General features: G+C 35.4%; 26 protein-coding genes. 4 read left to right on the top strand and 22 right to left on the bottom strand.

Annotation, left to right across the window (positions count from 1 at the left end):
• From vanR to ABE34_RS06340, 18 genes are all read right to left on the bottom strand, one after another.
• Positions 1–696, bottom strand: coding sequence for a VanR-ABDEGLN family response regulator transcription factor (gene vanR / locus ABE34_RS06255; protein WP_197141170.1), 696 nt, complete (start codon positions 694–696; stop codon positions 1–3).
• Between the two features lie 208 nt (positions 697–904).
• Entirely contained in the window at positions 905–1,666 is a 762-nt protein-coding gene (locus tag ABE34_RS06260; protein ID WP_197141172.1) for a glycosyltransferase, read from the bottom strand.
• A 512-nt stretch (positions 1,667–2,178) separates the two neighbouring features.
• The gene (gene fabZ / locus ABE34_RS06265; protein ID WP_197141174.1) at positions 2,179–2,604 is read right to left on the bottom strand and encodes a 3-hydroxyacyl-ACP dehydratase FabZ; all 426 of its coding nucleotides are present in this window, start codon (positions 2,602–2,604) and stop codon (positions 2,179–2,181) included.
• Between the two features lie 127 nt (positions 2,605–2,731).
• Complete coding sequence (locus tag ABE34_RS06270) at positions 2,732–4,207, bottom strand: M81 family metallopeptidase (RefSeq protein WP_197141176.1); 1,476 nt, start codon at positions 4,205–4,207, stop codon at positions 2,732–2,734.
• A gap of 82 nt (positions 4,208–4,289) precedes the next feature.
• Entirely contained in the window at positions 4,290–5,480 is a 1,191-nt protein-coding gene (locus tag ABE34_RS06275) for a thiolase family protein (RefSeq protein WP_197141178.1), read from the bottom strand.
• A gap of 194 nt (positions 5,481–5,674) precedes the next feature.
• Complete coding sequence (locus tag ABE34_RS06280) at positions 5,675–5,995, bottom strand: DUF3870 domain-containing protein (RefSeq protein ID WP_197141180.1); 321 nt, start codon at positions 5,993–5,995, stop codon at positions 5,675–5,677.
• A gap of 84 nt (positions 5,996–6,079) precedes the next feature.
• Complete coding sequence (locus ABE34_RS06285) at positions 6,080–6,721, bottom strand: 3-oxoacid CoA-transferase subunit B (protein ID WP_197141182.1); 642 nt, start codon at positions 6,719–6,721, stop codon at positions 6,080–6,082.
• Entirely contained in the window at positions 6,718–7,404 is a 687-nt protein-coding gene (locus ABE34_RS06290) for a CoA transferase subunit A (RefSeq protein WP_197141184.1), read from the bottom strand. Before ABE34_RS06290 ends, ABE34_RS06285 begins: the two co-directional genes overlap by 4 nt.
• Before the next feature lie 334 nt (positions 7,405–7,738).
• Positions 7,739–8,209, bottom strand: a complete 471-nt coding sequence (locus ABE34_RS06295) for a GNAT family N-acetyltransferase (RefSeq protein WP_197141186.1) — start codon at positions 8,207–8,209, stop codon at positions 7,739–7,741.
• 2 nt (positions 8,210–8,211) lie between these two features.
• Positions 8,212–9,444: an NAD(P)/FAD-dependent oxidoreductase gene (locus ABE34_RS06300; RefSeq protein ID WP_197141188.1), complete on the bottom strand. Its 1,233-nt coding sequence runs from the start codon at positions 9,442–9,444 to the stop codon at positions 8,212–8,214.
• Position 9,445: 1 nt separating this feature from the next.
• Positions 9,446–9,745 carry a (2Fe-2S)-binding protein gene (locus ABE34_RS06305; RefSeq protein ID WP_197141189.1) on the bottom strand — a complete coding sequence of 100 codons (300 nt, stop codon included), beginning with the start codon at positions 9,743–9,745 and terminating at the stop codon, positions 9,446–9,448.
• Positions 9,745–10,017 carry a (2Fe-2S)-binding protein gene (locus ABE34_RS06310; RefSeq protein ID WP_197141190.1) on the bottom strand — a complete coding sequence of 91 codons (273 nt, stop codon included), beginning with the start codon at positions 10,015–10,017 and terminating at the stop codon, positions 9,745–9,747. Before ABE34_RS06310 ends, ABE34_RS06305 begins: the two co-directional genes overlap by 1 nt.
• On the bottom strand, positions 10,014–11,282 hold the full coding sequence (locus ABE34_RS06315) for an NAD(P)/FAD-dependent oxidoreductase (RefSeq protein ID WP_197141191.1): 1,269 nt from the start codon (positions 11,280–11,282) through the stop codon (positions 10,014–10,016). Before ABE34_RS06315 ends, ABE34_RS06310 begins: the two co-directional genes overlap by 4 nt.
• Positions 11,283–11,287: 5 nt before the next feature.
• Entirely contained in the window at positions 11,288–12,742 is a 1,455-nt protein-coding gene (locus ABE34_RS06320; protein ID WP_197141192.1) for an aldehyde dehydrogenase family protein, read from the bottom strand.
• A 2-nt stretch (positions 12,743–12,744) separates the two neighbouring features.
• On the bottom strand, positions 12,745–13,488 hold the full coding sequence (locus ABE34_RS06325; protein ID WP_197141272.1) for an amino acid ABC transporter ATP-binding protein: 744 nt from the start codon (positions 13,486–13,488) through the stop codon (positions 12,745–12,747).
• A 58-nt stretch (positions 13,489–13,546) separates the two neighbouring features.
• Positions 13,547–14,203 (bottom strand): amino acid ABC transporter permease, encoded by a 657-nt coding sequence (locus ABE34_RS06330; protein ID WP_197141193.1) that lies wholly within the window; start codon positions 14,201–14,203, stop codon positions 13,547–13,549.
• A gap of 15 nt (positions 14,204–14,218) precedes the next feature.
• Positions 14,219–15,004 (bottom strand): transporter substrate-binding domain-containing protein, encoded by a 786-nt coding sequence (locus ABE34_RS06335; protein WP_197141194.1) that lies wholly within the window; start codon positions 15,002–15,004, stop codon positions 14,219–14,221.
• Positions 15,005–15,019: 15 nt separating this feature from the next.
• Entirely contained in the window at positions 15,020–16,354 is a 1,335-nt protein-coding gene (locus tag ABE34_RS06340; RefSeq protein ID WP_197141196.1) for an aspartate aminotransferase family protein, read from the bottom strand.
• Positions 16,355–16,962: 608 nt separating this feature from the next.
• Here ABE34_RS06340 and ABE34_RS06345 point away from each other — a divergent pair.
• Entirely contained in the window at positions 16,963–17,583 is a 621-nt protein-coding gene (locus tag ABE34_RS06345; protein ID WP_079562237.1) for a LysE family translocator, read from the top strand.
• A gap of 243 nt (positions 17,584–17,826) precedes the next feature.
• Here ABE34_RS06345 and ABE34_RS06350 read toward each other — a convergent pair whose 3' ends face one another.
• From ABE34_RS06350 to ABE34_RS06360, 3 genes are all read right to left on the bottom strand, one after another.
• Positions 17,827–18,369: a GNAT family N-acetyltransferase gene (locus ABE34_RS06350; protein WP_197141198.1), complete on the bottom strand. Its 543-nt coding sequence runs from the start codon at positions 18,367–18,369 to the stop codon at positions 17,827–17,829.
• A 76-nt stretch (positions 18,370–18,445) separates the two neighbouring features.
• Complete coding sequence (locus tag ABE34_RS06355; protein WP_197141200.1) at positions 18,446–19,324, bottom strand: GNAT family N-acetyltransferase; 879 nt, start codon at positions 19,322–19,324, stop codon at positions 18,446–18,448.
• Between the two features lie 533 nt (positions 19,325–19,857).
• Positions 19,858–20,031, bottom strand: a complete 174-nt coding sequence (locus ABE34_RS06360) for a hypothetical protein (RefSeq protein ID WP_197141213.1) — start codon at positions 20,029–20,031, stop codon at positions 19,858–19,860.
• 174 nt (positions 20,032–20,205) lie between these two features.
• Here ABE34_RS06360 and ABE34_RS06365 point away from each other — a divergent pair, with 174 nt between their 5' ends.
• From ABE34_RS06365 to ABE34_RS06375, 3 genes are all read left to right on the top strand, one after another.
• Complete coding sequence (locus tag ABE34_RS06365) at positions 20,206–20,667, top strand: GNAT family N-acetyltransferase (protein ID WP_197141215.1); 462 nt, start codon at positions 20,206–20,208, stop codon at positions 20,665–20,667.
• A 191-nt stretch (positions 20,668–20,858) separates the two neighbouring features.
• The gene (locus ABE34_RS06370; RefSeq protein ID WP_197141217.1) at positions 20,859–21,125 is read left to right on the top strand and encodes a gamma-type small acid-soluble spore protein; all 267 of its coding nucleotides are present in this window, start codon (positions 20,859–20,861) and stop codon (positions 21,123–21,125) included.
• Between the two features lie 849 nt (positions 21,126–21,974).
• Positions 21,975–22,154 carry a hypothetical protein gene (locus ABE34_RS06375; RefSeq protein WP_197141218.1) on the top strand — a complete coding sequence of 60 codons (180 nt, stop codon included), beginning with the start codon at positions 21,975–21,977 and terminating at the stop codon, positions 22,152–22,154.
• A 406-nt stretch (positions 22,155–22,560) separates the two neighbouring features.
• Here the strand turns inward: ABE34_RS06375 and ABE34_RS06380 are convergent, their stop codons facing one another.
• On the bottom strand, positions 22,561–25,590 hold the full coding sequence (locus tag ABE34_RS06380; RefSeq protein ID WP_346655532.1) for a hybrid sensor histidine kinase/response regulator: 3,030 nt from the start codon (positions 25,588–25,590) through the stop codon (positions 22,561–22,563).
• Between the last annotated feature and the right edge of the window lie 204 nt (positions 25,591–25,794).

Consider the following 25,794-nt stretch of genomic DNA (forward strand, 5'->3'; position numbering starts at 1 on the left):
TCATTTTTCAATGGTATACCCCACTCCCCAGACAGTTTTTATGAATTTAGGGTTCTCTGCGGAATCATTCATCTTTTCTCGTAAATGCCTAATGTGAACCATTACTGTATTGTTACTACTATAATATTTCTCCCCCCATACTTCTTGAAATAATTCTTCTGATGAAATGACTCGTCCTCGATTTACACATAAAAACCACAATATGGAGAACTCTGTAGGAGTAAGAGATAGTTGTCTTTCATTTAACATACATTTTCGAGTCTTTTGCTCTAAAATTAAGCCTGAAAAATCAATAGTCGGGTCATTTTGTAATGATTCCTGATGATTGTACTTTGTAAATCTGCGAATTTGAGCCTTAACCCTTGCAATAACCTCCAATGGACGAAATGGCTTAGTTATGTAGTCATCAGCCCCTAATGTAAGCCCCGTTATTTTATCTATTTCCTCTTCCTTCGCTGTTAACATAATCACCGGAAAATGAAATTGTTCCCGAATTCTTCGGCAAATTTCAAAACCATCGATTTCAGGCATCATTACATCCAGAATAGCAAGATCCAATTTGATCGAGTGAATACATGCTAACGCTTCATGAGCATCGTAAAATTTATAAACATTAAAATTTTCATTTTTTAAATAAAGCTCAATTAAATCCGCAATTTCCTTTTCATCATCAACTACAAGAATATTTATATCCATGTTCATAACCACCTTTATTCAAATAACTTCATCTTTGTTTAAAACATTGATTTAAATCATCCAACATCATATCATTCCGTTAAACTTACTGTCATGCAAAGTCTTATTATTTAAGAAAATCTAAAGAATTACACATAAAAAGACCACTCGTTACAACGAAGTGGTCTAAAAAATCCCCATGCCGAAATTACACATTAAGGAGGTATCATTACCTTGCTTGATCATCATAATAGGCTTCATTTGCAGCCTTTTTATTCGTACCTTTGAGATAAGCAAAAACTATATCTGGACGTTTCAGTAACATCCAGTCGCCATAATGGTCAAATCGCCTACATGAAGTTATCATACCATTTTTAATTGTTCCGTATTTTTTTCCGTTCTTCTTGCCCCATACTTTTAAACGCTTAGCAAAATCAGCATCCTCTGCCATTAGCATATTCTCATTAAAACCGTTTACTTCCTGAAAGTCTTTTTTATAGCACCAAAAGATCCCCACTGAGATAACTCCGTACTTGAAAAGTAAAGGAACAATTAGCATCATGCTAGAAACAACGATACCTAAGGATATTCTTTCAAAATTACCATTCACGCCTCCACCAATGTACTGATTAGATGCTAAATGCTTTTCAACTTCAGATAATAAGTGTTCTGTCATTCGAGTATCAGCATCAATTGTAATCAGAATTTCGCCTTTTGCTATCGCAGCTCCAGCATTTCTAATTTTGGCTAAGTTTTTATCGTTATTTTCTAATGTCACGCAGTTGTAGGACTGTGCAATTTCTTTCGTTTTATCCGTACAACGATTTAGCACTACGATAACTTCAGCTTGATCTTTATAAGGTTGTGCAGACTTTGCAATTGACTCTAAACACTCACCGATATATTTTTCTTCATTATGAGCAGGTATGATAACAGAAAATTTCACATTTTCATCAGGAACATCTTTTATAAATGGTGTACTTAACGACATATAAAAATCTCCCCTTCATAATTAGTTCGCATTATTTTAATTTAAGTATACAATTATCTTTTCCCCTTAAATATTTTATTTTTGGATTTTTATGTCTTTTTCGTTGCTAAATGAATTAAATTCCTCTTTAGATTCTACATGTGATGATCAACTCAAAAGAACTTTGCGGACCTTGTTTCTGAAATTGTTAAACCGCGCCGCTACCATATTTCTATAGAAAGACCGACTACCTCGGTCAGTGACTTTGGCTTGCTGGTATTAAAAAACTGATAGTTGGATGTTGTGCTAGACACTAAAGCTTCTCTTTTTTGAACTGCTTGAGATGAAAATTGCAAGTATATTTGTGAGGGTGATCAATTACATGATACAAATGGCTAATGGATAGTTCCTGTAACCAGCTGCATTTAGAAGTCATTCATTTACTATATTATTCAATAAAATTTTAAATACTCTTTTGACAAAGCAAAAAAAGCACTGCAATGATTTTTGCAGCACTTTTTAATCGAAATAACTTAGTTACCGAATGCGAAAATAAGCTCTGTTTCACAAGCTATTTCTCCGTCTACCGTTGCAACCCCACGTCCTTTACCAATGGCACCTTTTAAGCGTGTAATTTCCACTTCAAGACGCAGTTGATCTCCAGGTTTCACTTGTTTTTTAAAGCGACAGTTATCAATACCTGCTAGTAATCCAAGTCTCCCTTGGTTCCCTTCTTTTGTAAGCATAATAATTGCGCTCACTTGCGCTAATGCTTCAACAATTAATACACCTGGCATTACCGGGTAATTAGGAAAATGTCCATTAAAGAACTCTTCATTTATCGTGACATTTTTAATGGCTACCGCTTTCTTCCCCTCTTCTAACTCTAATACTCTATCCACTAACAAAAAAGGGTAACGATGTAATAAAACCTCTTGTATTTGTTGAATATCTAGCATCAAAAAACCTCCAATAATTTTATCACCTAATTCTAGCATTAATTATTAGTAGTTGGTACTATTTTTTAGTTAGAATTTCAAAATAAAAGCCACATCCTACTATTGATGTGACTGTACTATTCTTATATTAGTAGTTTTCCTTATTGAGTGGCCAAATAGAGGCAGGGACATGTTCATATGGGAAGTTCCTCAAATAATTTGAGGCTGCTCCTCGTGCATCCGCATAAATAATATCTCCCACTATTGGTTCGAATGCAGCTCTAAAATGATTTTTCGCTTTTAGTACTAGTAATTTTTTATCTGAAGGCTCTATTCCAATATGGCGGAACATCTCTGGGTCATTCGCAGACATCGGCACACCAATTAATAAAACTTCAACATCTTCACATTTAATATGCACGGCACTCTTTAAGTCCATACGATAGTTTTTCTGGAAAGGACCAGAATTATAAAATACACCATCTGAAATAGCTATAACATCTGCTATTACATCAATAGGCAATCCGTATTGAGGATTAATCTTGCCCCCTAATTGTAACTGCACTTTAGATCCAATTCCTGCTGCCTTACATTTTTCTATACTTTCAACATCGTAAATCCCACCGATTAAACAATCTTTAATGTTTAGCGCTAAAACTTCTCTCATTATCTCTGTTGTATCAGCGCTTCCACAGCTTAAGGGATTGTCTGAAATATCAACTAGCGCTACTGGCTTTTCTCCCAAAAGCTGAATAGCTTGTGAAATGGCTTCTTTCGTTGTTGGTAGTGTGACTAAAAACTCTTCTTTAAGGTCCATATATAAGTTTGTCAAATTTTCAAGTGCTTGATTGATGATTTCTTCTTCCATTCCCGTCACAATAATACCTGCTCCCACGTGTGCTACATCCGCATAGGGAAATCCCCCTAATATCGTAATATTATAAATACCTATTTTTGATTCTAATACTCTAGATTCTTCGATCAATTTATGCATTGGTCCTTCGGATGTTCTCATATTAATAGAGGGAGGCATTAAGGAGAGTTTTTTCATTTTAACTTTAAATTGCTGCCCGGAAAGTAATTCAATAAGTGCGTTAGCTGCAGTTTCACCAGTCTCATACATATCAATATGAGGGTATGTTTTATAGCCAATGATTGCATTCGCTAAATCTAAGTAGCTTTCTTGGATGTTAGCATGCATATCAAGGGTTATAACTAAAGGAATGTTTCCAACAATACTTCTAATCTTTTTCATGTATTGCTCTTCTGGATCCTGTAATCCCTCTACTACCATAGCACCATGTAGAGCTAACAATAGTCCGTCTAATGCCTTTTCTTGCTGAAGTAATGTGAGCATTTGATGTTCAATTTGAGCGTATGCACTTGCCGTTACAATTCCTGATGGGATCGCTGCAGCGCAAAGTAATGGTACGATTTCAATATCATTATAGCGTTCTAAAACATCAATGAATCCACCTAACTCTGTTTTTGTGTTACGAAATTCAGTCACTAACTTTTCACTTTCAAAATAACCATAGTTTTCAAATTGTGGTATATCGGTTTTATAAGGAACAAAACTATGTGATTCGTGATAAAACATTGCAATACCTATTCTTCTCACCATAACCTAACTCACCTCCACAATTTTTACGGAAAATTTTAATAAATTTAGTCTCTTCAAGGGATGTTAATTTCTTGTTCATTTTTTACTCCATACATCTTTCTACAACCATTGCCAACCCTTGTCCACCTGCTATACAAATAGCTGCTACGCCATACCGTAACTTGCGCTTTTCTAAAGCATGAACTAATGTTGTTAAGATTCTAGCACCAGACATGCCTAAAGGATGTCCTAAAGCAATCGCTCCACCGTTTACATTTAGCTTTGATAATGGAAGAGATAATTGTTTTGCGCATGCTAATGCTTGTGCAGCGAAAGCTTCATTAATTTCAAATAAATCGATTTCACGGATATTCAATCCAGCCTTTTCTAAAGCCTGCTCAATAGCCGGAACAGGTCCAAGGCCCATTTCTTTTGGTGAAATACCAACTGCCGCAAATGATACGATTTTAGCAAGTGGCTTACATCCAAGTAAATGTGCTTTTTCATCATCCATAAGTAACAGCATTGACGCTCCATCATTACGTCCAGACGCATTCCCCGCTGTTACGCTACCGTCTTTTTTGAATGCAGGTTGTAATTTTGCTAAAACGTCAATATCAGATAGACGCGGGTGTTCATCTACTGCAAAATGGATAGTTTTCTTTTTTCCTGTTTTGACTTCTATTGAGACAATTTCACTTTCGAAATCACCTTTATCAATAGCAACCTTTGCTTTTTTCTGACTCTCATATGCAAAATAATCTTGTTCCTCTCTTGAAATATCGAAACTTTCCGCTAGCCATTCTGCGGTTTCTCCCATTGAAAATGTACCGTAAATCGATTCTGGCTGAGACTTTGCTTGACTTTCTATATTAGAGTCATAAATAGTCAGATTTCCATTTAATGTTGTTGTTCGGTCCGAGATGAAGTAAAAAGGTGCTTGAGACATGCTTTCTACACCACCAGCGAGTATTACATCTGCTTGTTTCGCTATAATGGTCATCGCAGCATTCATTACAGCTTGCAACCCCGAACCACATTGACGATGTACAGTATAGGCAGATAGCGTGTCGCGAAATTTTGCTTTTAATGCTGCAACTCTTGCGATATTTGGAGCGTGGGTGCTTTGTTTCGTTTGTCCTACAATAATTTCGTCTAAAATTTCTTCCCCATATCCTACAGAAGATAAATTATTTTGCATAACATGGGCCACTAAATCCTCAGGCAAAGTTTGTGCTAAAGCTCCTCCAAGTTTACCGATTGGTGTTCGAAATGCATTTACTATAACTACCATATATATCCTCCTTGCTATTATTGGTGAATGTAGTGTAGTATCAATTTCGCCTTGGCGTATTGAAGCCGTGGCTTTGCTTTCACGCAAATAAAAACCGATCTAAACGTATTGATATAGTTACAAAAAAATACCTATATTTTTCTACGCTTAAACGGTTTTAATAAAATCATGTACAAGAGAGCCCACTTTCCTTTTTAATCATTTACATTGTCCCAATAACGTTGTACAGCTGCTTGTAACGCGACAATTATTGCTTGCTGGCTAGGGGCGAAATACTTTCTCCTTATTTTCTCAATTAAGTCCTCTAATCCTTCCACTAAGCAATATCCTACTAATAGTTTTTTGAAGAAAGATTGAGTAAGATCTGTAACTACTGTAAACTCTGCTTCTACAATTACATGCGTCTCTCTATCTATTTCTAGTACAATCCCTGCATACTTGTATATTTCGTACATTGAAGTTCCTTGAGGTGCTTTGGCATATCCAGTGACTAGCACTGTATTAGCTTCATTCACATTCTCGCCTCCTAACATCTATAAATAGTAAATAGTGCGTCCGATCAAATTTATACTGGAGAATGTAGGTTCGATTGCATTTGTTTATATTTGATTTTGCGTAAGTGCAACTTTATACTTAGCCTCGGTATGTTGTTGTACAGTTTCTACTGTTACCCCTGGCATTAAATCGACCAAATATAGTTCATGATCTTTCACATGAAATACCGCTAAATTAGTCACAATAATATCAACAGCCCTTGTCGAAGTTATTGGATAAAAGCATTCTTTTACAAGTTTACTTTTCCCGTCCTTTGAACAATGTGTCATAGCGACAATAATTTGTTTTGCTCCTGATAACAAATCCATTGCACCACCAACCCCTAAAATTGCTTTGCCAGGTACAGCCCAGTTAGCGATTAATCCTGTTTGATCAACCTGTAATGCGCCTAGTATGGCAACGTCGATATGCCCTCCACGAATCATTGCAAAAGAATCGGCACTATTAAAAAATGAAGAGCCTTCTTTTTCGCCAACAGGTAACTTTCCCGCATTGACTAAGTTCGGATCAATATGATCAGGGTCTATATCCGTAACACCTAACAGTCCATTTTCTGTATGAAAGATAATCGTATCCTCTTTTACATATTCTGAAACTAATGTAGGGATGCCAATTCCCAAATTCACAACTGCTGGCCCAGATATTTCTTGAGCTACACGACTTGCAATGAGATGTTGTTCATTCACAAGCTCTTCACCCCATCTTTCGTCAAAACTTTTTGAGCAACAATAATCGCATCAACGAATAGATGGGGAGTAACGATTTCTTCAGCATTTAGAGAACCTACAGGCACAATTTCATCCACCTCTGCAACTACATATTTAGCGGCTGTTGCCATTAGGGGATTAAAATTTCGTGCCGTTTTATAGTATGTTAAATTCCCTAATTCATCTGCTTTATGAGCACGTATAAATGCGACATCGCCTTTAATAGATTGTTCAAAGATATACGTCTCATCGTCTAAAACTCGTTGTTCCTTACCTTCTGCTAGTTTTGTTCCAACAGCTGTTTTAGTATAGAAACCACCTATACCCGCTCCACCAGCTCTTAATGCCTCAGCCATTGTACCTTGAGGTAAAAGTTGAATAGTTAACTCTCCCTTCTGATACTTTTCGCCAACATCTCTATTGCTTGTGAAGTAAGAACCAATCACTTTCTTAATCTTATTTTGATTTAGTATAAGACCTAGTCCTTTACCAGACTCCCCTAAATTATTACTGACAACAGTCAAGTCTTTGACTTCTTTCTCTTTTAAAGCATCTATTAATGTTAGAGGCGCTCCAATTAAACCAAAGCCACCAACTAATAATGTGTCACCATTTTTTAGAGTATCAAGTACTTCCATGCCCGAATTTTTTAATTTATTCATACAATTCACCCCAATAGCATCCAATTTTGCCTCCGTTTAATTGCGTCTAGAATCGGCTTTGCGATTAGGCCTCCTGCTTGAGAGCTGGAACAATGATGTTCATTTCGATCATGCAAGGACGTGGCGCTAAACGATGCAGGTGCGTTAGCCGTTATCACACGAGAACGAGATTTTAGGCTAACATCCTGGAAGAACCCATTCCGATTCCATGACATCCCCCGGAGGCTTTAAGCCAAAACGATGTTTTTTTGCAAACCTAACAAAATGATATTGGTCACTCTGTCTTGTGTAGCTGACATTTCACTTTCGCTACTAAACGAATGGCAGTACAAAGTTAAAACTTCTTTTTCATGCAATAACGATGCTCATCTTTACCAAATTCATTTTCGCGTGTTTCAACTATTTCAAAACCAAATGCTTCATACAGTTTGATCGCAGCTAAATTCTCTATGTTTACAGTCAACGTTACATATTGAAAACCTTGTTGTTGTATATAATCCAGAAGCTCTACTAAAAATTTCTTTCCGATACCTTTGCCTTGTTGATCCGAACGAACGTAATAACCAAATACGTAAGCTTCATCAGGATTATCAAAATTTCGCATTAATTCTCCCACTGCTATCGGGCGATCATCGCCTTTTTCTTTAAACCAAACCATTTTTCCATACCTAGTTAAAGGTACAAGACACTGTTCATCAACGGCACCTAGTCCTGGAAAAGCATCTTTTTCTAGTTCCATCATCATTTCAATTTCATTCACCTTTAATTTTTTTGGCACTTCGATATAATATGTTGCTGTCATCATTCTCACTCACTCTCTTTAAGTTGATAGATTTGATCCCAATGCTTTTGCATAATTTCTCTTCCTTTAAAAATATTAGCATGAAATTGGATGGGAGACGTTTCTCTTACTTTCTTTAGTTGTTCTAAAGAAACTTGAAGCTCTTTAAAATTCACCAATTTGCCCATTTTATTTAACATACTAAGTCCTGCAACATGACCTTGAGCCATGCAAACTTTAGCTCCTTCAATCCCTGTAATATTTCCCGCAACAAAAACATTTTCTATTGTTGTCTCTAACTGCTCATTATGAATAGGGACTTTGCCACTCAATCCATCAATTTCCGCAAAGTCGCAATTCAAGATAACGGATAGTTCCGTTTGAGGCGTTAAACCTGCGGAAATACATACTGCGTCTACATTTAACGTTCTTTCTTTACTTGTAAGTTCACCTTCAGTTGTTACATGTTGCACTTTCACAGATTCTACTTCTTGATCACCCTGAATTTCGCTAATGCATTTATTTAAATAGATCGGAATTCCCCACATTTTAATGCCACGAGGCGGATAAAGTTTATGGGCTAACTTTCGCCCTACATTGCTTTTAATTACATTTACTCCCATTTTCAACAATAGACTTGGGGCATGACTACCCATAGAGCTAAAACTTTGCATGACTGTATTTGGATTTGAGGTTGATGTAGAGAACATGTTTTTAGGAGGTAAATAAATACCTAAAACATCTATTCCAGCTAACTTCATAGCTCTAGCGATTGAAATTGAAAGAATATCAGCACCTATAATTGCTACTCTGTTTCCTGGCTTTACGAAATATTGATTGGTAAGTACTTGGGCACCACCAACAGTCATCACTTTAGGTAATGTCCACCCTTTAATAGGAAGTCCTTTTTCTATGGCCCCTGTAGCTAATAGTAAAAAATTCGCTTCCACTGTTGGTAAAATCTCTAACCCATCCACTTTTGATAGATAGAGCTTATAATTTGCATCAATATTCCATACTTGTGTACCAAGAATGAAAGTAATATTTTGATAGCTTCTCGCTTCGTTGACTAGTCTTTCAGCAACGTCTCTACCAATCCACCAATTACCGTTATCCTCTTCATGTAACTGTCCTAACAGTTTGCCGCCTAGCGTATTATTTTCTTCTATAACAACTACAGAAACCTCTCTTTTAGCTAGTGTAATTGCTGCCTGTAAACCTGCAGGCCCTCCACCAACAATAGCGACATCGTATTTCATACTAATCAATCCCCCTATCAGTTGAAAATACTTCTAACCCTTCAACTATAGGTACGTTACATGCTCGAACCATTCCCTGGTTTTTAATATAGACGCGACAGTCAAAACAGTTCCCTATACCGCAAAATAAACTGCGCCCCATATTATTTTTCTCTGTATGCCTTAAGGTTGTTACACGGTTCGCCCAAAGTGCAGCTGCTATTGTATCACCTTCTAGTCCATTGTATATTTGTTCGTTAAAATGAAAAGTCACTTGTTTTTTAGGTGATATCGTTACAATAGGATGATGTTGAATACGCATTAAGCTCTATCCCCCTTCGCTGCAATTTGACAAAGAGAAACAGGACGTACTGGGACATGTACTGTTAAGCTAGAAGGCTGTAACATACCTTGTGGCGTTTGATCAGTCATATAAAGATCGATTAAAGAGCGACAAATCCTGCCTTGGCACATACCCATACCAAGACGAGTCGCCATTTTTATTTCTTGAGATGTTATCATGCCGTTGTCTTTAGCGGCTTCGATATCTCCTAAACTAACTTCCTCACAGCGACAAATAATAACGTCTTTCATAGTACATCACCTGTTTCTTTCGCTTTTTCAAAACGGTTTACACTTAACTTTTTTAGCATATCTTTTATCGTATCGTTCAGTTCGATATGATGGATATGGTCATATAAATACGAGCTCATTAACTTGCCCATTACGGTAGATATTCCGAAACCATGCCCGTTGTATCCAGCTGAGACGAAGCCATTTTCAAGCGTCATTAATTTACCCATAATCGGTGTATAATCTGGCGTTAACTCTACCGTTCCAGCAAAAGTACGTAGTAGTTTTTTATTTTTTAATTTTGGAAATAACTCTAAAAAACGTCCTGACTGTAGTTGGATCGCTTCGATAGTATTGTTTAAATCATACCCGTCTAATTCCCACGGACCGCCTCCCCCAAAAAGTATATTCCCAGCATGCGTTTGCCTTAAGTATATTCCATTTCCTGTAAAGAAAGGTTTTATAATATTTTGACGAACAATTTCTGTTGCAAACAATTGGGAGCGTCGAGGTCTAATTGGAATATGTTCACTTAGTTCCTTGCAGATTTTTTGAGTCCAAGGACCTGTGGAGATAATGAAATAATCTGCTGTAAAACTTCTTTTTGCCGTTTGTACCGCTACAATCTTATTGTTTTCTGTAACAATTTTTTCGACATGGCAATGATTGTAAAGCTTAGCTCCTCCTTGCTTTAAAGATTTAAGTAAGCTTTGAGAAGTTGTGAATGGATAAGCTGACCCATCGTCATGACTATAGATGCCTAATGGAATTGCATCGCTTAAAAATGGAACGTATTTTTTCATTGATTTATTGTCTAACAATTCCACATGTATCCCTGCTTGAACATATAGCTCATAAGATTTTCTCAATATATTGGCTTCTGTTTCATTGCGAGCTACCATTAAATGGCCATTTTTTTTGAAGTGAGTTTCAATTCCTTTTTCACTTAATTGGTTCCAAATTTGTAACGAATTCAGAGAATATGGAATTTCTGATAACTCTCTTCCTAATGTCATAATGGCTCCTCCATTTCTACCAGAGGCAGCAGCGGCAAATGATTTCGCTTCGACAATACTTACGTCAAAACCTATTTCTTGTAAAAAATAACCTGTTACTAGACCGATAATTCCTCCACCAATGATCAGCACACTTTTTTTCTCAGATAATGACCGCGCTTCATTTAAGTATTGGTCTAAAGCAGTTATTTCTTGTTTTGTTCGATGCACATCTTCGATCGTTTCTTTTTCAATGTCGAGCGCTAACATCGTTAATAAATTTTCGGACATAGAATTTATCCTCCATAGCTAATATAAACTGATTTCCATTCTGTCATGAAATCTAACATATGATGTGAAACCTCACGTTGCCCATTGCCTGACATTTTTAATCCACCGAATGGTACACCTAGCTCAGCATTTGCTGTGCCAGCATTGATATAAACTAGTCCCGTAGATAATTCATTTTGTGCTTGCATAGCTATTGATAAATCATTCGTAAAAATCGCTGTTGACAGACCATATTTTGTATCATTATTCCAATTGATAACTTGCTCAAAATTATTAAAAGTAATTATTGAAAGTACTGGACCAAAGACTTCCTCTTGTGCGATTTCAAAAGTAGTCTTAATATTATCTAAAATTGTTGGGGCGTAGTAATATCCTTCATTTTCCATAAGAATGTGTCCACCGATTACTAATCTAGCACCCTCTTCAATGGCTTTTTGTACAGCACAGTCGATTTGTTTTAAACTTGTTTCATTAATAATAGGACCAACTTGTGTACTATCTTTTAATCCATTGCCAATTCTCAGTTTGCTAGTTTCTTGGACTAATTTTTGTAGAAAAACATCTTTAATACTTTCATGTATAAAAACTCTTCTTGTCGCTGTACAGCGTTGCCCACTTGTACCGTAACCTGATGCTATAATCTGTGAAACGGCTAAATCTAGATCAGCGTCTTTCATTACAATGGCAGCATTAATACCACCTAATTCAAGTGTGATGCGCTTTAGTTGTTTTGCAGCTTCTTGTGCAATTTTAATACCAACATTTGTTGAGCCTGTGAAAGTTAGTAAAGGTACATCTTTATGGCTAACAATTGTTTCGCCAATACTTGGCGAACTAGAAGTGACCAAGTTTAATACACCTGGTGGTAATCCACTCTCCACCATATAAGAAGTAAATTGTGTTGCTGTGCAGTTAACTTCTGGAGATGGCTTCCATACTACTGTGTTCCCTCCTATAAATGCTGAGAAGATCTTATAGGCAGCAAGTGAGATTGGATAATTCCATGGTGTAATACAACCAACAACTCCTGTAGATGTACGTACAGTATGGATATGACGTCCTTGCATCATCGATGGAATAACTTCTCCCATAGCTCTTTTACCTTCGCCGCTAAAGTATATTGCGGTTTGAATGGCCACTTCTACTTCTCCTAATGCTTCGTGTAAAGGTTTGCCCATTTCTTTCGTAATTAATTCGGCTAATTCATTTTTGCGTTCTGATAATATACTTGCAATATTTTTTAATAGTTGAGCCCGTTGTACAGCGGTAAGTTTACTCCATTTTAAATAAGCTTGATTAGCATTTTTAATGGCCGCTTCGGTATGTGGAATTGTCGCCTCAGAAAAGTAGCCAATAATTTCCTTCGTCGCAGGATTGAATGATGGCGTTACATTTTCTGTTTTATGCCACTCACCGTTAATGTAAATACTTGCAGATTGTTCATTTTTTATCGTTTGCATAATCAATTCACAACCTTTTCTAGATTATTTTTTAACCCTAAAAAGGCTGCTAGTTTAGTACTTTTAGGATTCGTTAACACTTTTTTAGGACAACCTTGTTCTTCGATTTTTCCATCGACCATAAATATAACTCTATCTGCCACATCACGGGCAAAGTTCATTTCATGTGTGACCACAACCATTGTCATGCCTTCACTTGCAACTTGTTTCATTACGGTTAATACTTCCCCAACTAATTCAGGATCAAGTGCAGATGTCGGCTCATCGAATAACATGAGCTTCGGTTTCATAGCCAATGCACGTGCAATCGCTACACGTTGTTGTTGACCACCGGACAGTTTTTTAGGATAATAATCTTTCTTATCCAAAAGGCCGACTTTTCCAAGTAGCTCTAATGCCTCTTTTTCAACTTCAAGTTTATTTCTCTTTAAAACATGTAAAGGTGCAACCATAATATTCTCCAGCACCGTCATATGGGGAAATAAATTAAATTGTTGGAACACCATTCCTACTTCCCGTTTAATAAAAGCTATATTCGTTTTATTGTCATTTAAATGAATATTATCTACTGTTATATTGCCACTCGTAATTTTTTCTAAATGATTAATACATCTTAGAAGTGTACTTTTCCCTGAACCACTTGAGCCAATGAGAGAAACAACTTCACCCTTTTTTATTGTGAGGTCAATGCCTTTTAATACTTCTAACTCCCCAAAGTTTTTATGCACATCCACCATCTCAATCATGACCTCTTGTAAATTTTTATGAATAGGATTGTCTATATTTTTCATAAGGTGTCCTCCTCTACATATCACTTACAGACATTCTTCTTTCCACACGGTTCAAAATAAATGTAAAGAAGGTTGTCATTACTAGATAGAAGCCCGCTGCAACTAGGTAAAATTCAATAAATGCATAGTTAGAAGCTGCGTAGCGTTGCGATACCATTAGTAACTCCGAAACAGTCACTAGTGAGGCTAAGGAAGAGTCTTTGAGCATCATAATGGCTTGATTTCCTAATGCCGGTAAGGAAACGCGTAACGCTTGCGGTAATATAACTTTTCTCATTTGTAAAAAATAACTCATCCCTAATGATTCAGCCGCTTCAATTTGACCTTTAGATATTGACATAATGCCGCCGCGGTAAATTTCAGCGATATATGCAGCAGAGTTAATGCCGAGTGCAATTACAGCTGCAACCATAGGAGATAACTCAATACCAACTTGAGGTAAACCATAATAAATAAGAAATAGTTGTACAAGCATTGGCGTACCTCGAATAATCCATAAATAAAAGTCCGCGATTAAACGAATCACCTTGACTTTAGAAATTTTCATTAAAGCAACAAAAAGCCCTAAAATTAATCCGAAAATTGTAGAATAAAGTGTTAACTTTAACGTTACCCACGAAGCTTTCACCATGAAGGGTAAAAAGTCTGTTACTAAGCTGAAATCCAACATATAGTATCGTCCCTTCTATTTAAAAATACTTCTACCAAACCATTTTTCACTAATTTCATCATAGGTACCGTCTTTCACCATGTCTTTAATATGTTTATCAATTTCATTGACTAAGTCCTTTTGATTTTTGTTGACCGTAATGCCTGCTGTTTCATCGTATAGGACGTCACCTACAGAAATAACATCGTAACCGTTTTCAACAATAATATTGCCACCTACTGCTTTATCAGTAATTGAACCATCAATACGACCGTTCACTAGATCTTGAAAGGACAGTAAATCAGACTTGTACAATACAGGCTCTCCACCGAGTCTAATGACTTCATCTGTAAAAGTAGTTCCTGTCACAACACCAATTTTTTTCCCTTTCACATCGGTTTTTACATTTTTAATAGCCGAATCAGACTTCGTGAAAAGTTGTGCACCTGTATAATAATAGGGTTCTGTGAAATCGACTTTCTTTTTTCGATCCTCTGTAATCGCCATACTTGAAATAATAATTTCATATTTATTAGAAAGTAATCCCCCAATGATTGAATCCCATGGTGTAGCAACGAATTCGACATTTACCCCCATACGCTTAGCAATTTCATTCGTAATATCTACATCGAATCCTTCTAATTCATTTTTTGAATTGTAGAAGTTGAATGGTGGGTATGCCCCTTCAATACCGACTTTTATGACACCGTCTTTTTTAATTTTTTCTAAAGAGTCATTAGCTTTAGAATTATCACTGGAGCCACATGCGGATAAAATAGCGACAAAAATTAACATAGACACCCAAAAATATTTTTTCATCATAAAACCTCCCCCAATTTAAATAGTTCTTTCCATTTCAAATAATGTATCCTCAAATATGTTCATAAGCTTTTCGACATCATCTGTTGTAATATTTAGAGGGGGCGCGATTAAAATATGCTCTCCTTTAGTACCATCTACTCCCCCGCTACCCGGATAAAATACAGCACCTTTCTTCATTGCAAGTGAATTAAATTTTGCTGCAAACAGCACTTTTTTATTAAAATATTCCGTATTTTCAAAAAATTCAACACCTATTAATAAACCCTTACCTCTTATACTTCCAATAGTCTTACTATTTTTTTGAATTTCAATTAATCGCTTAAAAATAAACGAACTTTGATTTTTGACATTCTCTTTAATGTTTTGATTTTCATACTCTGCAATAGCACTATATCCAGCAGCTAAGCAAACAGGGTGGCCACTGTATGTAAAGCCATGTAAAAACTTACCGTTGCTATATTTTTTTAATTGTTTCATTACATTTTCATGCACAATCATTCCTGCTAATGGCGCATACCCCGCAGTAATTCCTTTACCGAACGTAATAATATCTGGTACTACATCTTTTTCGTGTAGAATGGCAAAGCTTTCACCTGTACGATAGAAGCCAGTCATCACTTCATCTACAATCATATAAATATCAAATTCATTACATATAGTACGTATTCCTTTTAAGTAGATACTTGTAGGGACCATTGCGCCTTGTTGACTTCCTACAATAGGTTCTACCATAATGGCTGATATGTTTTCCGCTCCTACTTCGTTTATCACTCGTCGTAACTGATTTAAACATCTTTCATCTTCTTTTATCTTATCTCCTTCAGAAAAGTGAGGTGGATAATAAGGTGCATCGATATGTTCGGTCTTATTAAGAAGAGGCGTGTATGGGTAACGTCGTTGAACATCTCCACCGATTGAGAGTGCTCCTATAGTATTGCCATGATAGGATTGCCATCTACCGATACTAATAAATTTGGTTGCTTTCCCTCTATCACGATTAACTTGTCTACAAAGTTTCAAGGCAGATTCATTTGCCTCAGATCCACCTGAGCAGAAAAATACGGATTCCATATTTTCGGGTGCTATCTCGATAATTTTTTGTGAAGTGAGGTGAAGAAGGTTTGTCTCAAATCTCATCGTATGTACAAAACCAACTTTCATAGCTTGTTCATACATAGCTTTGGCAATACTTTCGTTACTGTGTCCCAAATTTGCTGCTACCGCACCTGAGCTTCCATCAATATACGACTCACCATCCTCGGTAAATAAATGAGAGCCTTCACCATGTGTAATTATGGGATAATTCGTATTAAAATCTCGATGAAAAACATAATCACCTTTTTTTAACATAGCTCACATCATCCTTTTCTCTGAAGTTGAAATTTTTTTAAGAAAAAAAAATCAAGCAGAAGAGAAAAAAGTAATTTAGACATTACTTTTCATAACTTTGCTTGATTTTATTGAGACCATGATTAGGGGATACCTGATCACTTCAATATAATCGCAATTATTAAATTTTTATATAAATCTATTCAAGTTCATTTAAACCAAAAGTTAGAAAACATTTGAAAATCATTTTTAGCGGCTGTCAATATATTATATGTTTGCAACCATATATATATGTATATATTAGATTCATTCATATAATATGCAAAGGTTTTGCTAATCAAAATAATGTTAGTTAACTTTTTGGTAATAAAAGCGGATCTCATTTTGATATTTGAGTATGCTTGCCTCAAAACATACACTCACCTTACAACAATTCAATAATATATATCACTATACTAATATCACTGGATTATTTTCTGATTTTTACAAATAGTTAGTTCACTTCTAATTTAGTATTTCATTATCGACAGTTATATAGAAGATAGCATATAATATTTTTTGCATTCATTAAGTTCATATTATTATTGTCTTACTTGAATGTTTAGTTTATTAGAATAGGATGGGTTAACATGTTATCTTTTATTGCAATAGTTCTTCTCTTATTTTTAATTCCTGGCCCTGCTGTTATCATTACTATTACGCAAACGCTGAAAGGTGGTAAAAAGAACGGTATTTTCACTGCATTAGGCATCGGATTAGGTGACTTAGTCCATACGTTAGCTGCTGTCTTAGGCTTATCTGCCATTTTAATGAAATCTGCCACTGCGTTCGAAGTAGTGAAATATATTGGTGTAGCATACCTTGTTTATTTAGGTATTCAAATGCTACTAACAAAACCACAAAAAATAGAAAAACCAACAGTTGAACAAAGTCCTGCAAGTACTTCGTTCCGACAAGGTTTTTTAGCGGAGATATTAAATCCAAAAACTGCACTATTTTTCTTAGCGTTTTTACCACAGTTTGTTCAACACAATGGCCAATCCATCACTGTACAATTATTGATTTTAGGCATTACTTTTGTTGTGATGAGCGCTTTGTATACTATTTTGTTAGCTATTATTACAAGCTTTATTGGTGAAAAAATCTTTACGAAAACAACAAACAATGGTTCGCGTTGGCTTGAAAAGGCTGTTGGTTTCGTTTATATAGGACTAGGCGTTAAATTAGCACTTCAAACTCAAAGTAGATAGTAGTATAGTTTCTTGGGGGGGACACGATTATAAACGTGTTCTCTCTTTTGTCTGCCTCTTCAGCAAAAAGAGGTGTTGATTTTCGTTCCGGCAGGGCGCTTTCCTGGGGACGTCCGATACCACTCAAATTTATAGTGATACATTGAATTTCAGAAATATATCTACAACGAAGTAAAAGAACACAACATTCATTTTTTCTAAAAGTCCAAACTTAACTTTCTTTTACTATTTTTTTCATTTAAATTACGATTTAAGTACAAGTCCCATTTCAATCCTTACTTCCCTTTTTTCAATATCTTTATTGGAATAACTTATTAGGTCACATCCAATTAGATGAAATCCATGTTTTCTGTAAAACTGTATAGCAGGAAAATTAGACGTTTGTGTTTCTAAAACGATTGCCCTCACCCCAATTTCTGCTGCACGCTTTCTAACCAAAGCCATGAGCTTACTACCAATGCCTTGCTGTTGATAGGCTTGATCTATATGAATATCATTAATTCTTAACACATGATGCCACTTCTCATGATTAAAACTAACAATTCCCGCTTCTTCTCCATTAAACTCAACGATATAGCATTCAATATCCTCTATATGATCCTCAAAAATTTCTCCTTCCAAATACTTGTGAAATGGCGTGTCTAAATGTTTTAACGTAAAATCAACCGCCCAGCCATTTTCTCGTTCTTTAAAGGAAACATCATAATAATTATTGGAGCTGTATTGATAGATAATTTTTTTGCCTTGTGGGAAATTTTCTTTATATATTCTTTTTATTTGTATCAAGTTGAATCACCCTTTTCACTTTTCATAAAATAGAAAAACTCTTTAATTTTAACTGTATTCGATCATTTAACTAGCTTTACGAATGCGATGTTAATGGAAATAACGGTCGTTCTGTCCCGAATTTTATCATCGGCCGAATAAACAATACATCGTCCTCAGTTTCCATTACTTCACACTCTAGATTCTGACAATCCGGGATAAAGTGAAAAATAATTCTTTTTATATCCGATGTAGTAATGTAACTTAAAACCTCTATAACATCAATTTCACTACGACTAACAACATCAAAAAGATGTAATTCCTCACCCTCTTTTTCGAATAATACTATAAAGTCTTTATCTTCTATAAAATAAATTGAATTAGGAAATGCTATAAGAAAATAGAACATAAGTAAACTTTCATTTTCTATCACATCTAAAACCGACGACAATGGGATTCTTTCCTTCGCATACATTTTCAATAAAGATACATCGTTGATATTTTCAACGTCTAATTTCCGGATCGTTATGTTTGATTTTCCCTGTAAACCATCAGCATTTATGAAATATCTACTTTCTTGCACATGCGAAAACCCAAATTTCGGATAGAAATCTAAGACTGTTTCATTCGCAAATAAATAGATAAATTCGTATTGTTTTTCATATTTATCAATAATGACATTCATTATTTTTTTTGCTAAATCTTTATGACGATAATCTGGATGCGTCATTACTGTACCAATTTGTATGGCTTTATAATGCTTACCGTTTACAACTACAGTCATTTTACTTATTGATGCATTTGCAATTACTTTTTCTCCATCGACATATGAATAACAACTATATTGATCGTTCCAGCAGCCTTTTTCATACCATTGGCTAAAATCTAATCCAAAAACTAACTTTGCTAATTCATTGAAACTTTCTCTATATTTCTGATTGTCTTTGTAATCATTTATTAAGTGATAATTTGTCATATTTACGCCTCATTTCTCTATTTTATTAGTTAAAAATAAGTAATTGAGACATTACCATTTTGTACACCCCCTAAAAGACATAAAAAAACTATAAGAAGAAATCCTTCTCATAGTCAATTTAAATTTCAATATAAATTAATACTCCTCAGTGTAATTGTAGCTGTCACTTCGCTGGGCTTTAGCTTCTGTACAATAAATTATAGTCCAGATTTTGCCTTGACCCCGCTAGAAGCTTATAGGAGATAAAAATATATGATTTGAATAGATATGATGACTTCTAATCGCTATTGTGCAAATCTAAAAAGAATTAAGGTATACACCTTAATTTGCGTTATTGCACTATAAAATTTTTAAAAATTTTATTAGCTATTAATAAGTTTCATCATAAATAATCAAAACCCCGTTTCACCACCATATATTTAACACAACTATACATTTTTCTGGATACTTTTGTAAAGAATAAAATGAGCTTTCATTTTTTATGTAAAAGCTTATAGACCTTTACAGTGTCTATAAGCCAGATCGTGCATTATTTATTGTTTTGGTGTATTTGCGGTAAGTGGATTACTGTTTGCAACTAATTGTACTGGTGTCGTGCCTTCTTGAGAAGATGGTGTCATTTGTTGTGCATTATCTGACATCGCTTGGCGTTTCATTACGCCAAAAATAGCTGCAGCACCTAAAAGTCCCCATGCAAAAAATCTCACTGTTGATAACCTCCATTCTCATACTGAATATTTTAAATCAGCTTTAGTATTGGAAAACCTCTGCGGTTTATACGGTGTTAACTATTTGAGTTTTTCATTCAATTTACTGATTATTTTCAAAAATATCAGAACATGGTAAAGTGAAATGGTATAAAATTCGAATGGAGGTAGAACATGAATATTAAAGTTGCAACATTAGAAGATATTCCGCAAATAGAAATATTATATGAAGAACTGTTTTTAGAGATGTCAAAACTACAACCAAAGTACATTGCCCCAGCAAAACAGGATGTTGGGTTTCTTACAAACACAATTTCAGAAGAAAAATCAGATATTTTTGTTGCTGAAATAGATAACAGTATTGCCGGCTTTTTACTTATTCAAGAATTAACAACTCCTCCTTATTCTTGTATCGTCCAGCATAATTATGCGTATATTATGGATGTAATTGTTGGCGAACAATATCAAAGTAAAGGCATCGGTTCAGTTTTACTACAAGAGGCAAAAAAATGGGCAAAAGAACGTAAATTAGATCATTTAGAGTTAAGTGTTTTAGCAGAAAATAGCGGGGCTTTTGCCTTGTATAAAAGACATGGATATAAAGAAGCGAGCCGTACCATGCGCTTAGAACTTTAAAAGTAAATACTATGTTAGAGCCTGCATTGAAAGTAGCGGGCTCTTTCATTTGATCGAAAGTTAACATGTATGAGTGCCCCTTATAGCTTTTCACAACAAAAATGGTACTCTCAATTAAATAAAATTCGGGTGAAAATTTTTCGGATACTATAGCACCTTTTGTATAAACTATTTTCAGGAGGTGGTTTTCAATGGCAAACAACAATCAAAACTTTAACTCGAAAATTCCCAATGCTACTAATGCGGAATTTGGAAATGAAACTGATGTTAATCAAATTAGACAACAAATCCAACAGGCAGAAGCTAACAAAAAACTTGCTTCTGGTTCAAAGAACTCGATGGACGTAGAATTTGGAAATGAGACTGACGTTAATCAAATTAGACAACAAATCCAACAGGCAGAAGCTAACAAAAACTTTGCTTCTGGTCGATTTGCAAACGAAAACAATACAAAATAAGTTTAAATAAGTCATCACCACAACCGGCAACCTTTGCCGGTTTTTTGTTTCCAAAATGCAACAAGCTTACTCTCTTAAAAGTGCCTAAACCCATATTGTGTGAAACGCTTAGTCTTTTTGAATGTATAGGAAATCTTACTCTACACACAATAATTATTAAGTGTATCGCACGCACTTATTAGGTTGTGGCGTTGGTTGACCGTCACACCCTCCCTCATTTATTTCTCGGGGTCACTTTCAACTCGGTGACCCTTTTTTCTTAGTCTTGTATCAATTGCATAATGTGGATTTTTTATTTGTCCACTTTTACATAAGCACTACCAAACAACTTCCCCGTCAATATAGGTATCCAGCTTCCACATTCCGCTATTCGGGAAAGTCATATTGGTCGGAGCATGGTTATCTGCCCCACTGTTCGTTCCAAGTAACTTAGCATCTTTTACCAACTCAATTTCTTTATGAGTTAATTGATGAGTGCCTTTTACGCGAAGGGAGTCTCCTGTTTTAACACTTTCTCCCCAAAAGTGCCAACCGTATTTCCCTGGTTGGCTAGCAATTATTTTTTCTTCTTTCCTATTCGTAAAACTAAATAAGTGCGGTTCACCAATTAAACATCAATTATGCCAATTAGTTTCGGGCTCTGATCCTGTTATGTGAGCAACCTATAATAACAATCCGCAAATTGTGGTGAATCCTAAAATTTTTCACATGCTATTTCCCCTTTTTATTGATAAACGTTTATTTTTCATTTTTTGTTACAAAAGAAATTTTTATCATCGCCATTTCCGTTATATTCTAAGTGTAATTGCACAATCTAAAACGTAACAAACAATAACGGAGGTTGTAGCAATGAAAAAATTCTTGTACTTAGGGGCACTGACTGCGTTCTTACTAACTGGCTGTTCCTCTCACGACGAAGCTCCAGCTAGTGAACAGGCAGAAGCAAAGGAGAAAACCGTTTTTGCAGAAACAAAAGGAAATTTTGAGAAAAGTTATCTATATGAAGCGGAAGATCCATTTACAAAATGATTGCTGAAGACAGATGACTAAATAAGGTTATCTGTTCTTGTTTTATAAAATCCCTAATAAAAGATACGTTACAATGGAAACTTCCTATTGGATTCAAGTACCTTACAAAGAAGATTTATCCTATCATGTGGATGTATTTTTTTGAACCTGTGAATACGTTATGCTCCTTTGACGGAAATAGGATACTGATTATTATGTAAAATAAATAAAAATATGTCTGAATGTTGGGCTATTTTAGGTCAACATAAAAAAGGCCTCTTGTATCTATCCTTATTTGTATTATCTTTTCCTTACTCTTTCCATAGTTAAAGAAAAAAACCTATAGAAACAGGATTTTAAATGGACAGTTTTTTTGCAAAACTTCACCCCCATTATGAAATGGGGGTGTGGCACGTATTGAATGATTTTATTTTACCAACAGTTCACGCTTAAATTGCTTTGACTTTTCTTTCTTTTTAAGAACTACGAACGATATGGTCGTACCTTGATTTGGCTTACTTTTAATTTGAAGTCCTTTACCGTAATGTTGTTTTAAGCGAAGATCTGTATTAAGCAATCCAATGCCAGTTGAACTCTCCGATTTTCTTTCAAGTAAACGTTCCATCGTAGCTTCATCCATTCCTGTACCATCATCTGACACAGAGATTTCAATATACGTGTCGAAATCTTCAATGCTAATATGAATTTTCCCGCCACTTTCACGGGGCAATATCCCATGTTTTAACGCATTTTCAATTAATGGTTGGATGGTCAGTGATGGGATCATAACATTTGTAGAAACTTCCAAATCCCACGTTGCATTGATCCGTTCTCCAAAACGTTCCTTATGAATATATAAATAGGATCGAACAAGATTTAACTCGTCCTCAATTGGAACAAGCTCATCACTATTTTGAAACTTAAAGGATTCTCTTAAAAAATCACTTAGTGCTTCAAGTAGCTTACTAGTACGCTCCATATCAATTTCACTTAACGTGATAATTGCATTTAATGTATTGAATAAAAAATGGGGCTGTATTTGTGCCTGAAGCCAAGCTGCCTCCATTCGAAGACGTTGTTGTGCAGATTGTTTAACGTCGGTTAGTGCTTTCACTCTTGATCTTAACTCTAAAGCGTCCACTGGTTTTGTAACGTAATCATTCGCACCAGATAAGAAACCATTTCTAATGTCTTGCGGCTGACTTCTTGCTGTGAGAAGTAAAACTGGTAGTTCAGTTATTGAAAAATGCTGACGAATTGTACGAACTAATTCGTACCCAGACATAGTTGGCATCATTACGTCTGAGATGACTAAATCCCACTCTTGTGACCTTAATATTTCAAGAGCTTTAGTACCGCTTGTAACCGATACTAAGTCGTATTTTTCTATAGAAAGTATTGTTTCGATAACTCTTAAATTAACTGGATCATCATCGACGACCAATACTCTAGGTCTATTCGCTTCCATGATTGATTGATCTCCAATTCGATCATCTGAAGGAGTCACTACCGCTGATACTTCGTTCAAATCTGATAGCAGTGCTACATTTGTTTGCTCATCCGCCCCATCAGATATTGGGAGCGTAAACGTAAATTCTGACCCTTTCCCTACAACTGATTTTACACGTAATGTTCCCCCATGTAGTTCAACCAAACGTTTACTAATACTCAGTCCTAGCCCAAATCCACCTTCTATCATTGACTTCCCCTGCTCATAAGGTTCAAATATACGTTGAATGGTTTCCTCAGCTATTCCTATACCAGTATCCGAAATCACAATTTCCGCCATCCCATTTCTTACATGACCAGAAACCTTCACTTCACCTTCGTCGTTCGTGTATTTCACCGCATTATGAAGTAAATTGAAAACAATTTGAATCACTCTATTTTCATCAGCCATTACTTTTGGGAAATCTTCAGGGATTTGATTCATTAATTGAATCTGTTTTCCGTCACTCATAACATAGAGCATATCTAATACACCCGATACAATTGCGTGAATCGAAACCGTTCTAAACTTTAGTTTAGGGTTATTTTCTTTTAAACTCATGACATCTAGTAAATCATTTAACATAAGTGACATACGACTTCCCACAGACAGCACTGTTTCTAAATCTTTGACACTTTTGTCACTGAGTACACGTTCTTCTCTTTCTAAAACAACTTTAGATATGTTAAGGATCCCATGAAGTGGATTTCGTAATTCATGAGAAGTATTAGCAAGAAATTCATCCTTTATCTTATCAGTCTTTTGGAGCTTACTTGCAAGTTCTTTCGTATCTGAATAAATTCTAGCATACTCTTTAAACCATAAAGTAGCCAAACAAGCCATTGCGATAATAAGATCAAATGGATACATAATCACTTTTATCCCAAAGATGAGAAGTAACCCATCCCAAATATAATTATTGCCAAATGCTAAAATGGCAAGAAGTAAAAATATATTATTTCTGACCTCTTTAATAGATTTTCGCATTACCGTTAGGATCGTTATTACTAACGCAATACCTAAAATAAATATATATATATCTTGATAAGTTACTATATAGCGTGCAGGCAACACGATTGCCATAAATGCAGCTACAACACAGAAAATACTAAACCAACGTGTATATTTACTCACATGTTGAGGTATCCAATGCTTTATGCATTGAATTAGCGAAAAGCCTATGCCGACCATCGAAAGATGCACTAATTTAAAGCCCCAGTCGTAATTAATCCGAAACCAATAAGATAATAATTTGTCATCGCTTGCTAATAAGTAATAATTCATTATGCACATCGATAATAGAGAAAAGTAAAGCAATCTTTTTTCTTCCATGTTTCCTACAAAAAATAAAATGACGGAATAAATCGCGTGTATAAAAAAAACTATTGCAACTAGTTGTTGCATAGCTACCGACCATTGAGTTTCCCTAGCTAATATATCTTCTTTTCCTAATTTAATGGAGCGAACAATTCCACCGCCACGTGGATCTTTAAAGTTAGAAGCCTGAACAATGATTTCGATTTCTTTGCGACCATTTGCTTCAAAGGAAGCAGTAAATGGAACGTTTTTGGCAACTGTATTTTCTGCACTCTCCCCTATTTCACCTGATTTTGCTAACTGTCGCCCATTTACATAAATTTCCGAGGAACTCCGAACACTCGGAACTCGAATACTGTAAGTTATATTGGTTTCTGGATTGACGAGTAGTTTTAAGCGATAAGTGCCATAACCGTATGGGCTCATCTCTTCTTCTTGTAAAGAAGAACTCCAGCCATTAGGAACCTGTATGTATGTAGTATGATCCTTCTTGGATTCTAAACGCTTTTCTTCACTAAACATCCAATTATAAGGATAAAACTCCCACTCTCCATCGAGTGTAATAGCATGGCCGTCATTAAAATCCCAACTTCTTAAATCCATTTGCCCTTCTACAACATGTGGTTGATCTGAATTATTAAATAATTTCAACCATAAAACTCTTGAGCCTGTTAGAAAGATCGTAAACAAGCAAACAATGAGAACAATGTTTCTTTTTTTCATTCAACATAATTGTCAAAAGGTAATTTGTGGTTTGTTATTATCACAAGCCCCTTAGGCCAAACTACACCTCCTACGAAATATTATCCTAACATGGTTACAGTTTCTTTTAAATCTAATTTTTAATTATGAATC

The organism is Lysinibacillus sphaericus (assembly GCF_015844675.1).
Classification (GTDB): domain Bacteria; phylum Bacillota; class Bacilli; order Bacillales_A; family Planococcaceae; genus Lysinibacillus; species Lysinibacillus sphaericus_E.

Excerpts from the sequence above, each read along its gene's own strand:
- vanR (WP_197141170.1), bottom strand. The coding sequence starts at position 696 with ATGGATATAAATATTCTTGTAGTTGATGATGAAAAGGAAATTGCGGAT.
- ABE34_RS06260 (WP_197141172.1), bottom strand. The coding sequence starts at position 1,666 with ATGTCGTTAAGTACACCATTTATAAAAGATGTTCCTGATGAAAATGTG.
- fabZ (WP_197141174.1), bottom strand. The coding sequence starts at position 2,604 with ATGCTAGATATTCAACAAATACAAGAGGTTTTATTACATCGTTACCCT.
- ABE34_RS06270 (WP_197141176.1), bottom strand. The coding sequence starts at position 4,207 with ATGGTGAGAAGAATAGGTATTGCAATGTTTTATCACGAATCACATAGT.
- ABE34_RS06275 (WP_197141178.1), bottom strand. The coding sequence starts at position 5,480 with ATGGTAGTTATAGTAAATGCATTTCGAACACCAATCGGTAAACTTGGA.
- ABE34_RS06290 (WP_197141184.1), bottom strand. The coding sequence starts at position 7,404 with ATGAATAAATTAAAAAATTCGGGCATGGAAGTACTTGATACTCTAAAA.
- ABE34_RS06295 (WP_197141186.1), bottom strand. The coding sequence starts at position 8,209 with ATGATGACAGCAACATATTATATCGAAGTGCCAAAAAAATTAAAGGTG.
- ABE34_RS06300 (WP_197141188.1), bottom strand. The coding sequence starts at position 9,444 with ATGAAATACGATGTCGCTATTGTTGGTGGAGGGCCTGCAGGTTTACAG.
- ABE34_RS06305 (WP_197141189.1), bottom strand. The coding sequence starts at position 9,745 with ATGCGTATTCAACATCATCCTATTGTAACGATATCACCTAAAAAACAA.
- ABE34_RS06310 (WP_197141190.1), bottom strand. The coding sequence starts at position 10,017 with ATGAAAGACGTTATTATTTGTCGCTGTGAGGAAGTTAGTTTAGGAGAT.
- ABE34_RS06315 (WP_197141191.1), bottom strand. The coding sequence starts at position 11,282 with ATGTCCGAAAATTTATTAACGATGTTAGCGCTCGACATTGAAAAAGAA.
- ABE34_RS06320 (WP_197141192.1), bottom strand. The coding sequence starts at position 12,742 with ATGCAAACGATAAAAAATGAACAATCTGCAAGTATTTACATTAACGGT.
- ABE34_RS06325 (WP_197141272.1), bottom strand. The coding sequence starts at position 13,488 with ATGATTGAGATGGTGGATGTGCATAAAAACTTTGGGGAGTTAGAAGTA.
- ABE34_RS06330 (WP_197141193.1), bottom strand. The coding sequence starts at position 14,203 with ATGTTGGATTTCAGCTTAGTAACAGACTTTTTACCCTTCATGGTGAAA.
- ABE34_RS06335 (WP_197141194.1), bottom strand. The coding sequence starts at position 15,004 with ATGATGAAAAAATATTTTTGGGTGTCTATGTTAATTTTTGTCGCTATT.
- ABE34_RS06340 (WP_197141196.1), bottom strand. The coding sequence starts at position 16,354 with ATGTTAAAAAAAGGTGATTATGTTTTTCATCGAGATTTTAATACGAAT.
- ABE34_RS06345 (WP_079562237.1), top strand. The coding sequence starts at position 16,963 with ATGTTATCTTTTATTGCAATAGTTCTTCTCTTATTTTTAATTCCTGGC.
- ABE34_RS06355 (WP_197141200.1), bottom strand. The coding sequence starts at position 19,324 with ATGACAAATTATCACTTAATAAATGATTACAAAGACAATCAGAAATAT.
- ABE34_RS06365 (WP_197141215.1), top strand. The coding sequence starts at position 20,206 with ATGAATATTAAAGTTGCAACATTAGAAGATATTCCGCAAATAGAAATA.
- ABE34_RS06370 (WP_197141217.1), top strand. The coding sequence starts at position 20,859 with ATGGCAAACAACAATCAAAACTTTAACTCGAAAATTCCCAATGCTACT.
- ABE34_RS06375 (WP_197141218.1), top strand. The coding sequence starts at position 21,975 with ATGAAAAAATTCTTGTACTTAGGGGCACTGACTGCGTTCTTACTAACT.